Annotated in this window: 12 protein-coding genes; 6 read left to right on the forward strand and 6 right to left on the reverse strand. The window is 34.9% G+C overall.

Translation table 11 applies throughout. The features are described from left to right. Positions 1 to 22 precede the first annotated feature (22 nt). On the reverse strand, positions 23 to 838 hold the full coding sequence (locus CHB80_RS01410) for a pseudouridine synthase (protein ID WP_089369653.1): 816 nt from the start codon (positions 836 to 838) through the stop codon (positions 23 to 25). 120 nt (positions 839 to 958) lie between these two features. Between CHB80_RS01410 and CHB80_RS01415 the strand changes: the two genes are divergently transcribed. Together CHB80_RS01415 and CHB80_RS01420 are read left to right on the forward strand one after the other, a co-directional pair. Continuing rightward, positions 959 to 1,600, forward strand: coding sequence for a hypothetical protein (locus CHB80_RS01415; protein WP_089369654.1), 642 nt, complete (start codon positions 959 to 961; stop codon positions 1,598 to 1,600). A 20-nt stretch (positions 1,601 to 1,620) separates the two neighbouring features. After that, entirely contained in the window at positions 1,621 to 2,235 is a 615-nt protein-coding gene (locus CHB80_RS01420) for an ExbD/TolR family protein (RefSeq protein ID WP_089369655.1), read from the forward strand. A gap of 149 nt (positions 2,236 to 2,384) precedes the next feature. On the opposite strand, the gene CHB80_RS01425 is transcribed toward CHB80_RS01420, so the two are convergent. From CHB80_RS01425 to CHB80_RS01440, 4 genes are read right to left on the reverse strand one after another with little or no spacing between them, the layout of a single operon-like run. Next, on the reverse strand, positions 2,385 to 3,353 hold the full coding sequence (locus CHB80_RS01425) for a carbon-nitrogen hydrolase family protein (RefSeq protein WP_089369656.1): 969 nt from the start codon (positions 3,351 to 3,353) through the stop codon (positions 2,385 to 2,387). Positions 3,354 to 3,362: 9 nt separating this feature from the next. Further along, positions 3,363 to 4,265, reverse strand: a complete 903-nt coding sequence (locus tag CHB80_RS01430) for a geranylgeranylglycerol-phosphate geranylgeranyltransferase (protein ID WP_089369657.1) — start codon at positions 4,263 to 4,265, stop codon at positions 3,363 to 3,365. Between the two features lie 26 nt (positions 4,266 to 4,291). Continuing rightward, positions 4,292 to 5,230, reverse strand: coding sequence for a mevalonate kinase family protein (locus CHB80_RS01435; RefSeq protein ID WP_089369658.1), 939 nt, complete (start codon positions 5,228 to 5,230; stop codon positions 4,292 to 4,294). 29 nt (positions 5,231 to 5,259) lie between these two features. Beyond that, positions 5,260 to 6,336 (reverse strand): diphosphomevalonate/mevalonate 3,5-bisphosphate decarboxylase family protein, encoded by a 1,077-nt coding sequence (locus tag CHB80_RS01440; RefSeq protein WP_089370739.1) that lies wholly within the window; start codon positions 6,334 to 6,336, stop codon positions 5,260 to 5,262. 266 nt (positions 6,337 to 6,602) lie between these two features. On the opposite strand from CHB80_RS01440, the gene CHB80_RS01445 reads away from it, so the two are divergent. Beyond that, the gene (locus tag CHB80_RS01445) at positions 6,603 to 7,079 is read left to right on the forward strand and encodes a TspO/MBR family protein (RefSeq protein ID WP_089369659.1); all 477 of its coding nucleotides are present in this window, start codon (positions 6,603 to 6,605) and stop codon (positions 7,077 to 7,079) included. A gap of 84 nt (positions 7,080 to 7,163) precedes the next feature. Here the strand turns inward: CHB80_RS01445 and CHB80_RS01450 are convergent, their stop codons facing one another. After that, on the reverse strand, positions 7,164 to 8,390 hold the full coding sequence (locus tag CHB80_RS01450) for a BaiN/RdsA family NAD(P)/FAD-dependent oxidoreductase (protein WP_089369660.1): 1,227 nt from the start codon (positions 8,388 to 8,390) through the stop codon (positions 7,164 to 7,166). Between the two features lie 364 nt (positions 8,391 to 8,754). Here CHB80_RS01450 and CHB80_RS01455 point away from each other — a divergent pair, with 364 nt between their 5' ends. The 3 genes from CHB80_RS01455 (at position 8,755) to CHB80_RS01465 (ending at position 16,919) form a co-directional block, all read left to right on the forward strand. Beyond that, positions 8,755 to 11,886, forward strand: a complete 3,132-nt coding sequence (locus tag CHB80_RS01455) for a SusC/RagA family TonB-linked outer membrane protein (protein WP_089369661.1) — start codon at positions 8,755 to 8,757, stop codon at positions 11,884 to 11,886. Between the two features lie 18 nt (positions 11,887 to 11,904). Next, the gene (locus CHB80_RS01460) at positions 11,905 to 13,527 is read left to right on the forward strand and encodes a RagB/SusD family nutrient uptake outer membrane protein (RefSeq protein ID WP_089369662.1); all 1,623 of its coding nucleotides are present in this window, start codon (positions 11,905 to 11,907) and stop codon (positions 13,525 to 13,527) included. A 92-nt stretch (positions 13,528 to 13,619) separates the two neighbouring features. Further along, positions 13,620 to 16,919, forward strand: a complete 3,300-nt coding sequence (locus CHB80_RS01465) for a VCBS repeat-containing protein (protein WP_089370740.1) — start codon at positions 13,620 to 13,622, stop codon at positions 16,917 to 16,919. Positions 16,920 to 16,921 lie beyond the last annotated feature (2 nt).

The following is a 16,921-nucleotide window of genomic DNA, read 5'->3' on the forward strand; positions in this document are numbered from 1 at the left end:
CAATATAGTTTTTTCTTAAAAACTATACCATTTTTAAATTAATGACTTCTTGTTTTGTAAGATGACGCCAATGACCTCTTGGTAAGTCTTTTTTAGTAAGACCCGCGATGGTAACACAATCTATCTTTACAACCTCATAGTTTAAGTGTTCAAAAATAGTACGAATCACACTATTACCTGTATGTTTGATTTTAAGTCCTACTTCTTTTTTAGGAGCTCCATCTACATAACTAATTTCTTCAATAGTTATTTTCTTACCTTCAATAGTTAAACCTTCATTGATACGCTCAATATCTGCCGCCTTTACATTTTTAGATAACTCTACATGATATAATTTAGCAACACCAGTTTTGGAATTTGTAAAACGCTGGTGTACTTCTTCATCATTTGTAAATAGTAATAATCCTGTCGCATTACGCCCTAATCTCCCTATAGGTTTAATTCGAGAGCTTGTTGACTTTGCCACAAGATCCATCACTGTATTCCCTTTATCGTTACTGGTAGTGGTTGCAAACCCTTTAGGTTTATTTAAAAGTACATACGCCTTAGATTCTGGATTGATACGACGTCCATCAAAACGCACATCATCTCCTAGTTGCACCTTATATCCCATCTCATTTACTACCTTTCCATTTACCGTTACATTTCCTATAGAGATATACATATCGGCTTCACGACGAGAACAAATACCAGCATTTGCTATGTATTTATTTAAACGCATAGTTCCGTCATCCTTCTTCTTTTGAGGTGTCGCCTGTTTTGGCTTTACCTGCTTCTGATAGCCTCCTCTAGTGGTCTTTTGTTTTCCTTTGTTACTTCGAGATGCTCCTTGACTCATGATTCTTTCTATTTGGGTGCAAAGGTAGCTTTAAACTCTGAAATACAAACTACGAAAGCTTTATGATTCTCTTTATGGCATATCTATTGATAGAAACTAAAACATCTAACATTCAAGCTCGTGAAAAAAATACTACCATTAAGCACATTCTTACTTCTTAGTCTCATTTTCATAGCGTGTTCTGATTATGAAGAATCTATAGTTAACACTGGTATTTCAGAAAAGAAAGTAACAATAGTTGACACTACAGCGTATAGTATACAAGGGTTTAATAGTAGTATATCATTAGGGCTATTATCTAATAATACATTTTATTACCGAACCAGTTTTTTCTCTTGTTTTGGCAGTGGTGATATTAAACATATTTCTGGCGATTATATAAAGGAAAACACCAAAATCATATTACAACCGACTCAAGTAAAAACAACTTCCTTTGAAGATTTTTATATACTAGAAGAAGATGAAGAAGATTATTACGAAAACTCACCTAGAATCAAGACATATCCCTATAGTGAAGAGGAATTTAAAATTAAAAATGAATACTATATCGTAACCATTAACAACAAATCATATGCACTATCTGAAGAAAAGAAGGATAATTTCTTTTCTGAAAAATCACCCTATAATGATTTTGAAAGACTAGCTTCCCTATTAAAAAAAGAAGATGAAGTATTAGGAAGTATTCTATCAAGACAAACTAACGATACCACATTATTTACAATAAAACAGATACCAACCAAATGGAGATTTTTATTTAAATAATTTTTTAAAACCATCACGTTATGTCAAAACGAAGAGTACCCGAAGTTAATGCAGGATCCATGGCAGATATTGCCTTTTTATTGCTTATTTTTTTTCTAGTCACCACCACTATCGACAAGGATAAAGGAATTGCTAGATTTTTACCTATTACTCATGAAGAGCCTCAACCTATTCAAGAGCGAAACATCCTTCCTATTTTTATAAATATTGAAGGGGAATTTCTTGTAGATGAAACTGTCACTCCTATCAATGAAATTTCAGAAATAGCTTTAAATTTTATCGATAATGGAGGCGCTCCAGTAGACCACGAATTTTATTGCAGTTATTGCCAAGGAGATCGTGATCCTAAATCATCAGATGGGCCTAAAAAAGCAGTCATTGCTATAGATGCCAATAGAAAATCTACGTATAAATCATACATACTTTTGCAAAATGAATTAGCAAAGGCCTATAACACACTTCGCAATCGTGAGTCACAACGTTTATTTGGATATGACTTTACCACTATTCATCAGGAAGTACAAGAAGGTCGTTACAAAGGAAATTTACAGAAGGTAAAAGCACAGTTAAAAGAAATTAAGGAGTTATATCCTCTTTTGATTACTGATGCTCAAACAAAAAAGAGAGACCTTTAAAAGTAATACACTAATCATCAAGTGTACAACACCCGCCATTGAGAAACCATCACTCTATGAACGGGTGTTTGTTTTTTAATACAGTCGGTAGTTTCGACACTTACAAAAGGATTCCCTCTTAAAAAGTCCCTTCTCCTTCTGGGAGAATGTTAGGATGAGGGTGACAACTTCACCGTACTCTGACGTTCCCTATTCACATGTAATTGCGTCACATCTGGACGCGAGTAATGTCCTACAGCATCAAAATTTTGTCGCTCTTCATACACGCGGTTAAAATCAATAGTATGATATATATTCCCTTCTGTAGTAATATCTGGATGTACTATAAATTCTCCATCAGGCCCAGCAATACAAGAACCTCCATTAGACAAGAGTTCTGGAGCGTTTTTAACTAACTCCTCATAATGTGGTGTATCTTTTGGAAAGTCTGATATATGCATTCTACTAGATACAGACACCACAAAAGAACGTGATTCTCTAGCTATAAATCGGGTAATATCTTTGGTATTGTAATCACTTCCTGGCCACACAGCAATGTGTAAATTCTCCCCTTGACCATATAAAGCTGCTCGTGGTAAAGGCATCCAGTTTTCCCAACAATTTAATCCGCCTACTGTAAATTGTTTTAAAGGATGTACTTGTAACCCATGGCCATCTCCGGGTGACCACGTTAAGCGTTCATCATAGGTAGGTTGTAATTTACGATGTACTGACTGTATCTCTCCTTCTTGATTTATATAAACTAAAGAAGCATATAAACTATGCCCCCCTCTATCTTGTGGACGTTCTATGATCCCTAGGTAAATTGCTATGTTATGCTTTCGCGAAAGCGTACATACCTCTTCTAAATCTCCTGCATCAATATCAACACAATTACGAGCGTAATGTGCATGCAATTCTTTCACCACATCTTTATTCCACTCGGCTCCACCAGTGAGTGCTAACCAGTAAGGATAGCCAGGCAACACCCCTTCTCCAAATACAATAAGCTCTGCACCTTCCTGAGCAGCTTCAATTATTGCTTTTTTAATTTTCTCTAAGGTAGCTTGTTTATTTAGCCATACAGGAGCAATTTGTGCCATGGCTATTTTAAGATGATTTTCCGGTATTGCTGTCATAAAACGTAATTATATATGATCTAATAAAACACGTATGTCTAGCAGTAAAATACTAAACACACCTGCTACAATTATAAATTTCAAAATAGTATGAAGTACAAGGTAATGTAGCTTTTCTTTTGAACGCCATAAAACTAGTAGGAAAAGAAGCAATAAAATTACACTTGCATAAAAATAAAAGTGCATATATCCCATTGCAAAATCATTTACTAAAAAATAAGTAGGAATAATGGTAAGCCCTGCTAAAGCGGTTAACAACCATTTTGAAGTCTTTGTCCCATACACTATTGGGATTGTTTTATAGTTTTGAGCTAGATCTCCTTTTATATTTTCTAAGTCTTTTACTAACTCACGCATCACAATAATTAAAAATAAAAAGCTCGCATGAATAAAAATGACGGTATCTAAGTTTTTATAATACACAAAAACCGCAAAAAAGGGAGTTATTGCAAGTATTGCCGCTGTTAGGTTTCCAATAAATGAAATCTTTTTAAGCTTATGGGAGTACAACCAGATACCAAAAATATAAATCGCAAAAAACACCACAGCTCTAAACGAAACATAACTTGCTGCAATAACCGCTAAAAAATTAAGCACAAAGTAAAAAGAGAGCTTGGTATTTTGACTTACCAGTCGATCTAACATCGTTTTGCGAGGTCTATTAATGAGGTCTTTTTCTGAATCGTAAAAATTATTAATGATATAACCACCCGCTATAGTAGCCGCAGAAGCAATAACAAGCATAAAAAGATTAAGATCTAGTACAACTTCTCTTAAGGTCTTGCCTGATGACATAATAAATATAGAGGCAAGGTATTGTGCAAGTACAATCACTAGAATATTATATCCTCTCACTACAGAAAACAAACTGAACATCTTAAGAAGTGTTCGTTTATTTTTTCGCGAAAGCATATAGAAAACTCTTGTAAAAGAAATAGTTAAAAATTATACACAACTTCTAGCTTATGAGCGTGTAACGCTTTACGAGCCTTGTCTATATCTTGGGTAAATCCTAAGATATAACCACCTCCGCCAGAACCACAAAGTTTTAGATAGTAATCATTACTTTCTATCCCTTGTTTCCATAAGCTATGAAAAGCTTTAGGAATCATAGGTTTAAAGTTACTTAAGACTACTTTAGAAAGTTGTTTTACATTTCCAAAAAGAGATTTCACATCTCCTTTTAAGAAATCGTCTACACAAGCATCTGTGTGTTTTACAAACTGGTCTTTAAGCATATTTCGAAAACCTTCCTGCTTCATGTTTTCCATAAAGATATTTACCATAGGAGCTGTTTCTCCTACAATACCGCTATCTAATAAAAACACAGCACCTTTCCCTTCTTGTTCTTGAGAAGGAATACCTGCAGGTTCTATATTATCTTTACTATTAATTAGAATCGGTAAACTCAAATAACTATTTAAAGGATCTAATCCAGAAGATTTTCCATGGAAGAAAGATTCCATAGCTCCAAAAACAGCTTTCAATTTTAAAAGCTTCTCTCTTGTTAGGTTTTCTAATACTGTAATTTTTTCAGTAGCATATTTATCATAAATAGCTGCTACTAATGCCCCACTACTTCCTACTCCATATCCTTGAGGAATACTAGAATCAAAATACATTCCCTTCTCTAAATCTTGAGATAAACGCTCTGTATCAAATTGAACAAGCACATCTTCAGATTGTGATAATTCTGATAAGTGTATCGCAAATTGCTTTAACTTAACATTAGAATCTAATGCTTCTGGTGATGTATTACCATCGCACTTTAGAGCTCCGTTGTAAAAGTTATAAGGGATTGAGAGTCCTTTTGAATCTTTAATGATTCCGTATTCTCCGAAAAGAAGAATTTTAGAATAAAATAAGGGGCCTTTCATAGTTGTAGGTTAACTTAGTATATACAAATTTACAATTTTTTTGCTCCATTTCCCACGCAATCATTAATATAGTGGTTGTTTTGGCAAAAACTTGACAATTCATTTTCTATAAAAAGGTGTATTTCTTTGGTTTCTTTTTTAGGATACAACACATGTACATTGGCACCTGCATCTAGTGTAAAGCATACTTTCGAACCTGTTTTTTCTCTATACGCCCATATGCGATTTATGATCTCTAGAGTATTAGGTTTCATCAAAATAAAATAAGGATGGCTTGTCATCATCATCGCATGTAAGGTGAGTGCTTCACTCTCTACAATGGCTATAAAAGCATCCAAATCTCCAGATTGCAACACCGTTTTTAATTGAACTAAATTACCGTAAGCCTGATCAAATCTCGCTTTCGCGAAAGCGTGCCCATGCATTAACCCATGTCCAACAGTACTACTCACTTGTTTCTCTCCCTTATCTACTAATAAGATTGAATCCTGAAAATCTTGAAAATTAGCATGTACTTCATAAGGGTATGCTGTTCCATATAAATCACTACTATTTGAGATATCCTGATGTGCTCCCCAAACAATAAGAGGTCCTTCCAAACTTCGGCAAGCACTTCCAGATCCTAGACGAGATAAGAAAGAGGCTTTTTGCATAAAATAATCATCTGTCATTTCAGGAGAAAGTTGTCGTTCTATATCCATCACACATAAAGACAATGCGCTCATCCCTGATGCCGAAGAAGCAATTCCTGAACTATGCGGAAAAGAATTTGATGTTTCTATCTTAAAACGATACTTCGTAATAAATGGAACATACTTTTCTATGCGTTTAAAAAAACTGGCTATCTTAGGTTCAAACCCTTCCTCTTTATGTCCATCAAGATATACTTCAAAATCAAATCCATCAGATTCTTTTGGCGTATAATGTAATGTTGTAGCTGTATGACAATTACTTAACGTAAAGCTTATACTAGCATTTTGAGGCAATTGCTCTCCATGTTTTCCCCAATACTTCACTAAAGCGATATTACTAGGAGATTGCCAAGACACAGATCCAGCTGAAAGTATAGCTGTATTTGAATTTAAAACAAAAGAATCTTCAGACATATAAGAATTATAAGTTTTGGCAAAGATAACTGTTGTCTTTCTATTATTTGTATGGAAGTTTTTAATCCAGATTATGCAATAGAACTTTGTGATGAGAATTGAAACAGCAATAAAATATGACATATTCTTAGTTTTAGCATAGCATCGCTATGATTAAACTCAAAAATGTAGCGCAGCGATATATTTTGCAGCAGGTTCAAAACGGAATAGATTTTCTATTACATAATCTGGATTTAAGAGTTTTTTCATAAATTGGTAGTACCATTATGAAGAAACGCCTACTACTTAAAATTTTAATTTCTGTTATTTTCTGCCTATCCATAGGTGGTATAGGTGCTATTGCCACACAATCTAGTATTGCAGATTGGTATATGACACTCAACAAACCTAGTTTTAATCCCCCAAATTGGATTTTTGCTCCCGTTTGGACTGTCTTATATATTATGATGGGAATTGCTGTTGCTCTTGTATGGCATAAAGGCTTTTATCACAAATGGGTACAAACCGCCTTATATCATTTTGGATTTCAACTCATCTTAAATGCGATGTGGAGTATTTTGTTTTTTGGAATGAAGAGACCCGCATGGGCACTTATCAATATTGGCATTCTATTTATATTAATCTTACTTACTATTAAATGGTTTAAAGTAGTAGATAAACGTGCTGCCTATTTACTCATCCCATATGCTTGCTGGGTAGCTTTTGCTACTATACTCAACTTTGAGATTTGGAGATTAAATTAAATTTCCGTGTACGCTTTCGCGAAAGCGAACTTGTGAGATTCACGACTAAAAGGAGAGCGAAGCGTTAAAGCGTATAATAGCTAATTATTTATTGGCAATAGCTGCTGCTATCATATGACCACCCGTCCATGCATTTTGAAAATTAAACCCTCCTGTAATAGCATCTATATTGAGCACTTCTCCTGCAAAGTATAAATTCTCATGAATTTTACTTTCAAAGGTTTTAAAATTAACTTCTTTGAGATTGATACCACCAGCTGTTACAAATTCTTCTTTAAAAGTGCTTTTTCCTTTTATTTCATACAAACCACCGGTAAGCTCTTTACTTAAAGACTGTAATTGATTTTTTGTAAGATTCGCCCATTTCTCACCCTCTTTAATCCCTGAAGCAGTAAGTAAACTTTGCCAAAGTCTTTTAGGTAAATCAAATTGTGTATATGTATAAGGAGACTGTTTAGCTAATGTATGTTTATAGTTCATTAATACATCCATTACATCTTCTTGAGATTCATATACTAACCAATTAACTTTAATCGTAAAGTGATAATTCATCGCAGCTAGGTCTCTAGCTCCCCAAGCAGAAAGTTTTAAAACGCCTGGACCACTCAATCCCCAATGTGTAATAAGCAGAGGTCCTTCTGACTGTAGTTTTGTGCCTAGGATCTCTACAGATGCTTCTGATGATAGTCCCATCAAATCTTTAATACGTATATCCTTACTATTAAATGTAAATAAAGAAGGAACTGCTTGGGTTATCGTATGCCCCAAGCTTTCTAGTTGTTTCCACATTTTAGGATTACTTCCTGTTGTGACAATTAAAGTGTCACATGTAAAATCATGTTGTGTGGTTGCTAAACTCCAATGGTTTTCAAGTTTTTCAATTTTTTGAACAGCATGATTTTTATAAATCTCAACACCCAGTTGTTTTGCTTCCTTTAAAAAGCACTCTATAATAGTAGCAGAAGAATCAGATACGGGAAACATACGACCATCATCTTCTATTTTAAGTGCCACTCCACGATCTTCAAACCATGCAATGGTATCACCTGTCATAAATGTATGAAAAGGCCCTAAAAGTTCTTTTTCACCTCTAGGATAGTTTTTTGATAATTCTTTAGGAACAAATTCTGCATGGGTTACATTACACCTACCGCCACCAGAAATACGAACTTTAGTTAAAACTTCTTTTCCTCTTTCTAAAATTAAAATAGAAGCATCTGGAACGTTAGAAGCAATATTTATAGCAGTAAAAAATCCTGCCGCACCACCTCCTATAATAATAACATCTTTATGTAGTAATCTAGTCTCCAAAAAATACTTTTTGCACAAATATACTCTTCAAATATTGAAGACAAGATCAAATTATTTTTTTAAAAAAATCAAATTTACTTTAACGAAAATTATGTTACTACAATTTCTCTTAATTCAGGTATAAAATTATAACTCATTATGTATTTGACAGTATGAGCTATTTCTTTTTATGAACTTGCCAAAAAATTGATCAAAATTTTCACATAAATCCATACAAAAAGGCTTTTAAACACGAAAACGTTTTCGTAACTTTAACGATGTATTTTTGTTGCGTTAACGTAAATTTTACATAAATTAGGCGCTTATAAAGTGATTAAACGCTAAAATTTTTAAACTAAGCAAACTAATTTTAAACAAGAATCTTATGAAGAAAGTATTACTTAAAAGTATGCTGCTGTTTGTCGCGGTTCTCTTTGCGGGAATTTCAACTGCCCAGACAGTTTCTGGAACAGTGACAGAGGAGAATGGTCCTTTGCCGGGTGCAAACGTAATTGTAAAAGGCACCCAGAATGGTGCTACTACCGACTTTGACGGTAACTACACTCTCAATAATGTAGCAAGTGATGCTATACTCGTATTTAGTTATGTAGGATATTCTACGCAAGAAATTGCAGTAGATGGAAGAAGCACTGTAAATGCATCATTATCTTTAGATAATGCGCTTGATGAAGTGGTATTAATTGGATATGGAACAACAACTATAAAAGATGCTACAGGTTCTGTTGCAGCGGTTACTTCCGAAGAATTTAACCAAGGGGTTATCCAATCTCCTGAGCAATTAATTCAAGGTAAAACTGCCGGTGTTCAAATTTCTGAAGCGTCTGGTGAGCCAGGAGGTAGTGTTGTAGTGCGTATTAGAGGTTCGAACTCTATTCGTTCTGGAAACAATCCTTTATTTGTTGTTGATGGTGTTCCATTAACTTCAGCAGGAGCTCCAACAGCAAACACTCCAGGTATTGGAGGTGGTAACTCAAGAAACCCACTTAGTTTCTTAAACCCTAATGATATTGAAAGCATCTCTATTCTTAAAGATGCATCAGCTACAGCGATCTATGGATCTCGTGGTGCGAATGGTGTAATCATCATTCAAACTAAAGGAGGTAGAGGCGCTAGTAAAGGTAGATGGGAAATAAACACATCTGTAAGTGCATCAAACGCTGCCGATGAGTATGACCTTTTAAATAGAGAGCAATTCCTTTCTGCAGTAGAGTCTATAGGTAATGACCCTGTAGCTGCTGATTTTGGAGGAGCAGATACAGATTGGCAAGATTTCCTTACGCGTACTGCTTATTCTAGAAATACAGATTTAAGTTATTCTAAAAGCTACCAAGGAGGAAATGTAAGAGCATCTTTTGGATATAGTAATACAAATGGTGTTATTGAAACACAATCACAAGAGCGTATTGCTGGTCGTTTAAATGCTCAACATAAATTCTTTGATGATAAGTTAACATTAGCCTTCCAAGGATCTATGTCTAGAGTAAATGATAATCTAGCACCTATTTCAGGTAATGCTGGTTCAACAGGAGATTTAATTGGTGCTTCTATATCAGGAAATCCAACAATTCCTGCAGATGCTGATTTTAATCCAGGAAATAATGTATTAAACCCTGCTAGTTTATTAGCTACGTTTAGAGGTCTTTCTAATACAGACAGAATCTTATTAAACTTATCTGCTGATTATAAAATCACTGATGAGTTTAGTGCTAAAGTTACTGTTGGTTATGATCAACTTGAATCTACTACAGTATCTGCTTTCTCAGCAGATGTACTTGGATTAAACGGAGTGTCTGGTATTGGTAGAGGTAACTATAATACATTTGAACAAGACAACTCACTTTTGGAAGCTACACTTTCTTATAATAAAGAATTCGAAAATTCTAATTTAAGCGTAGTTGGAGGTTATTCATACCAAGAATTTGATAGAAGTGGTGTATTTGCAAACGGAGCTGGATTCTCAACAAATAATTTAGGAACTATCTTAAATCAATTAGAAAGCACGTATAATGCTGTAAGTGGAAGTATCCAAGGATCTTTCCAAAACTTCGGATATGGTGAAAATGGTTCTTTTGTAAACCGTTTATTCCCTGAAATTAATGACACTGATATTTTACCTTCAGGATTTAACAGAAGCATTAGAGCTTTTGTTGGAGATACATTTGATAATGTAGACGAGCTTCAATCATTCTTTGTAAGAGCTAACTATACAATTGCAGATAAATATTTATTTACTGGAACATTCAGAGCAGATGGTTCTTCAACGTTTGGATCTGAAAACCAATATGGTTACTTCCCTTCTGGAGCATTTGCATGGCAAATACACGAAGAAGATTTTGTAGGAGATAATGTATCTACTTTAAAGTTACGTTTAGGAGCTGGTATCGTGGGTAGTCAAGAAGGACTAGGACACGCACAGTTTATTAGAAGAGAGCGTTTCGGTGGAGCAGGTATCACAAATGATCTTACTGTAAACCGTCCAGGAACAGTAGTAATTGGTAATACGAACCCAGATCTTAAATGGGAGGAAACATTAGACTTTAACGTAGGTATTGATTTTGGATTTAATAACGATCGTTTCAATGGTAGCTTTAACGTATACCGTAAAGAAACTTCTGATTTATTATTAAACAGTGCTCTTGCAGCTCCATCATCGGCTAATGTTCCTACTATATTCAGAAACCTTGATGATGGTATTGTAGTGAATCAAGGGGTTGAACTTGCATTAAATTATGATTTTATAGATACTGACGATTGGGGATTCTCTGCAGCATTCAACATTGCATATAACCAAAATGAAGTACAAGATACTGATCAAGTTATTGATACAGGAGCTATTAATGGTAATGGTTTAACAGGAGCGTTTGCACAACGTCTTCAAGCTGGTGAGCCATTATTCTCTTTCTTCCTTGCTGAATTTACAGGATTTGATGACAACGGTTTCCCAACATATAGAGATGTAAACGGAGATGGTGTTGGTGATCCAGATTCAGATAAGACGTTTGTAGGAGAAAATGCAGTTCCAGAAATTACTTCTGGTTTATCATTAAACTTCCGTTACAAGAGATTTGATCTTGCAACATATTTCACAGGACAATTCGGATTCTCAGTATATAATGCAACAGATAACGCATTCTTTACTGCAGGTGGATTAGCAATTAGTAAAAACGTAACTCAAGATGTTCTTACTAGTGGTGAAGATGGTGCTGCTACAACAGCAGTATCAACAAGATTCTTAGAGTCAGGAGACTTTGTACGTTTACAAACATTATCATTAGGATATAACTTCCCTGTAAGCGGTGAAGGATTCTTTGATTCTTTAAGACTTTCTTTAACAGGACAAAACTTATTCTTAATCACTGACTATAGTGGTTTAGATCCAGAAGTTTCGGTAAGCACTGGACAGATTAATGCATCAAATATCCCAACAGCGGGTATTGATTATGCAGCTGTTCCTAGAGCTAGAACATTTACATTAGGTGTTAATGCACGATTTTAATTAAAAAAAACAGAAACTATGAAACACACATTTAAACTTAGAGTATTACTACTCGGTATGTTAGCACTTGGTGTTATCACATCTTGTACTGATCTAGAAGTAGAAGAGACAGATTCTCTTATTACTGCTGCTGGTTTTGAAGGAGTTGAAGATCCAGACTCTTTCATCCAGGGAATATACAACAGCCTTAATGGTCAAGTTGGAGATCAAGCAAACTTATTTGCCTTGAGTGAAGTTACTACAGACGCAGCCCTTATCCCAACTCGTGGATCTGACTGGGGAGATAACGGTATCTGGAGACAGTTACACCAGCACAACTGGACAACTGAGCATGCATTTATTCTTAATGTATGGAACCAGTGGAACCAAACTCACTTTGCTGCAACACAAGTAATTTCTCCACTTTCTAATGCTTCTCCTGCTCAGTTAGGAGATGCACATTTCTTAAGAGCGTTAGGAACATTTGTAATTTTAGATAACTACGGACAAGTTCCTTTCCGTGATCCAGAAGCATCTTTATTAGAAGATCCTGCTGTACTTAGAGGACAAGAAGCTGTAGACTTAATTGTATCTGATCTTAACACAGCAATTGCTAATTTACCTTCACTTGCTCCAGGTGCTGGAGTAGGAGATAATAACTCTGCTCATGCTAGAGGTTCTAAAGCTGCTGCTCGTTATTTATTAGCTAAAGTGCTTTTAAATAAGCATATCTACCTTGGTACTTCGCCTGATAGTGCAGACATGAACCAAGTAGTTTCTTTAGTAAATGAAATTGAAGGTGAAGGATACGGTCTTGTAGACGGATATTTTGACATCTTTAGAAATGAATTAGATGCAGAAACAATCTGGTTCTTACCTACTGGTGTAGGAAATAGAATTTGGAATGGATTACACTACAACATGGCTCCAGAAATTGCTGGAGGTGGATGGAATGGATTCTCTACACTTGCAGAATATTATGATCTATTTGAAGGAGATCCTAATATCAATGTTCCTGGAAGTGGACAAGAAGAGCGTCGTGGATTTGTACCTACAATGGGTGTGCCTTTTACAGGTGATGCTGGAACTGAAGAGTCTGGGGATTTTCCAGGATTTGAAAGAGGTTCTAACATAGGGTTTGGATTCTTAATTGGTCAACAATATGAGATCGATGGAACTCCATTAACAGATCGTCCAGGTGCACCATTAACATTCAAAAGAGATTTTGTAGATGGTGATGGAAATAGCAACTTAATTAACAATGATGAAACTACTGGTATACGCCTTCAGAAGTACAACCCACGTTACGGAGGGTTTACTGAGCACGAAATATTCTTTAGATTCTCAGATGCTCACTTAATGAGAGCAGAAGCAATGTTACGTGGTGGTGGTGATGCTACTTCAGAAGTTAACACATTACGTATACTAAGAGGAGCTGCACCATTAGGAGCAGTAACTGAGCAAGATTTATTAGATGAAAGAGGACGTGAATTATATGCTGAAATATGGAGAAGAAATGATATGATTCGTTTTGGTCAATATACTAGAGACTGGGAGCTTAAAAGCCCAGGAGCTGTAGGTGATGCCAACTTGAATTTATTCCCAATTCCAGCAAGTCAGGTTATTCTTAACCCTAATTTGACACAGAATCCAGGTTACTAAACCTAAATTTTGAATTAAGCTTAAAAAGAGGGTTGTTTCAACCCTCTTTTTTATTCACTTTTCTTTTAGTAAAATTGCATTTTAGATTTACATTGAAACCCCTATTTTTCATATTAATCATTTCCTTTTTCTTCGTCTCTTGTAAAGAAAAAACAATACTTCAGCCTAAATTTATTGAAGTAGCTGATTCTGGCATTTCATTTTCAAATACTGTTCAAAATACACCTGAACTTAATATTTTAAATTATCTCTATTTCTATAATGGAGCAGGTACTGCTATTGCCGATTTTAATAATGACGGGTTAGATGACATTTATTTTACTTCAAATCAACAAGCAGATCAACTCTATATAAATAAAGGAAAACTACAGTTTACAAATACTACTTCTTTATCAGGCATACAGAATGATCAAGGCTGGACAACTGGAGTTACTACAGTAGATATTAATAACGACGGACGTATGGACATATACGTTTCTAAGATAAACGGGCACCTAGAAATAGAAGGATCCAATCTGTTATTTATCAATCAAGGAAATACCCCAGATGGTATTCCGCAATTTAAAGAACAAGCTACTACATATAACCTAGCTTTAAAAGGTCTAACCACACAAGCATCATTTTTTGATTATGATGTAGATGGAGATTTAGATGTTTTTATTTTAAATCATTCATTACACCCTAATAGCAACTACGGAAAAGGAGGACTACGAACTCAAAAAGATTCTATTTACGGAGACAAATTATTAGAAAATCAAAATGGGCGTTTCATAGATGTTACAGATACTTCTGGCATCTTCCAAAGCAGATTAGGATATGGATTAGGTATTTCTATATCTGATATCAATAACGATGGATACCCAGATATTTATTTAGGTAATGATTTCTTTGAAAATGATTACCTCTACATCAATCAAAAAAACAAAACATTTGTAGAAGTAAACTCTACACAGTCCGCACTTGGGCATAGTTCTCATTTTTCTATGGGAAATGCCATTACTGATGTTAATAATGATGGACATCCAGATATTATGTCATTAGACATGCTACCAGAAGATTTACACACACTAAAAGTCTCTGGAGCCGAATACAATTATCCCATATTTCAAAATCAGCTTCGTAATGGATATGAACCCCAATTCATGCAAAATACATTACACCTCAATCTAGGAAATGGCAAATATGCAGAAACTGCTTTTTTAAGTGGTATCTCTGCTACAGAATGGTCATGGTCGCCTCTTATTGCCGATTTTGATAATGATGGCCATAAGGATATTTATATTACCAATGGAATACAAGGAGCAACCAACGATATGGATTTTGTTAACTTTATCTCTAATGAAAGTATCCAAAAAAAACTAGGCCAAGGAATGAGTTCTGAAGAACTCAAATTCATTGATGAATTACCCGAAAAGAAAACTGTCAATTACTTCTATAAGAATATAGGCAACGCTCAATTTGAAGATGTCAGTAATCATTGGCAAATAGAACAAGCATCTTTTAGTAATGGCGCTAGCTATGCAGATCTTGATAACGATGGAGATGTAGATCTTGTAGTAAATAATGTAAATCAAAATGCATTCATTTTAGAAAACACAACACAAGTAGACAGTAGCAATACAAACTATATAAAAATACATTTTGAAGGGAGTCCTACAAACACAAAAGGCATAGGAGCAAAAGTGATTGTATATGCTGGCAAACAAAAACAATTTTTCGAAAATTATACTACGCAAGGATACCTATCTGCAACACCTCCTAGTATACTCGTTGGATTAGGAAACCAAGAAACTATAGATTCGCTTCAAGTTATCTGGCCAGATGGAAAATATCAAACCCTCCAAAACACAAAAGCAAATCAACGTATTATCTTGAACTACAACAATACATCAGAAAACACATATCCATACACAAAGCAATCACAAACCTCTTTTATTACAAACACAACAGCTCCCATAGATTTTAATCATCGTGACGGTACTTCCATAGAGTTTAGTCGTTCTCCCTTAATTCCGTACGCGAGTACCAATTTAGGGCCTCATATCGCTATAGGTGACCTTACAAATGATCAAAGAGAAGATATCCTTACTCTAGGAGCAAAAGGACAATCAACTCAACTATGGATTCAGGATGCATCCGGCAACTTTCAAGTGCAAGAACTACCAGATGCCAAAAACACGCAAATTCATGAGGATACACATGCACTTATCTTTGATGCCAATGGAGATCAAATAAATGATGTACTTATTGTAAGCGGAGGTAATGAATTTAAACAAGGAAAACCACTCACACCAAGATTATACCTTACATCTCAAAACACATTACAAAGAGATGAAACCCAATTTAAAGACCTTTTTGTAAATGCATCTAAAGTTACTGCTATCGATATAGACAATGATGGAGATATGGATGTTTGTATTACTGCCAATGTAGTACCACATCAATTTGGCAAAACCCCGACACAATATCTATTTAAAAATGATGGTAAGGGACATTTTGAAGAGATTACAAATACCTATGCAAAAGATTTTCAAAACATAGGAAATGTATATGATATTACTTGGCAGGATCTTAATGGTAATGGATATCCTGATGCCATTGTAGCTGGCCACTGGATGCCTATTTCTATTTTTATAAACGATGGCACTTCCCTAACCCTTCAAAAAACAACTGGGTTAAAAAACACGCATGGATGGTGGAATAGCATTAAAGTAGCCGATTTTGATAATGATGGGGATCAAGATATCATCGCTGGGAATTGGGGACTCAATACCCGTTTAAAACCTACCCTAGAAGAACCAGTGACCTTATATCGCAATGATTTTGATAACAACAATCAAATTGACCCGATTGTTACCTATTATTATCAAGGAACAGAAACCACAATTGCCACTAAAGATGAACTCGTAAAGCAGATTCCGTTGCTTAATAAAAAGTATCTGTCTTATAACGCTTTCGCGAAAGCGGATATAGAACAATTACTAGACAAAAAGAAATTACAAGAATCGGAAAAGAAAGAAGCATACCTATTTGCTTCTACCTATTTTGAAAACAAAGGAAACAACACTTTTCAAGCACATGAATTACCTTTCTTAGCACAAGTTTCTACAGTAGAAGACATCCTTATTGAAGATTTTGATCAAGATGGCTTTCTAGATGCGCTTTTAGTAGGTAATAACTATGAAATAAGTACCCAATTAGGTAGGCTAGATGGCTCTCATGGCGTATTTTTGAAAAATGATACTAAAGGCAATTTTATAGTCCTTTCAAATCAAGATTATGATATTAGTGGGGCTTCCCGTAGTATTCAAAAAATTAAAATAACAGATCGTATTTTTTATGTCGTAGGACGTAATAACGATACTCCTATATTTCTAAAACAAGAGAAGTAATA

The sequence above is a fragment of the Dokdonia pacifica genome (assembly GCF_900188275.1).
GTDB lineage: Bacteria > Bacteroidota > Bacteroidia > Flavobacteriales > Flavobacteriaceae > Dokdonia > Dokdonia pacifica.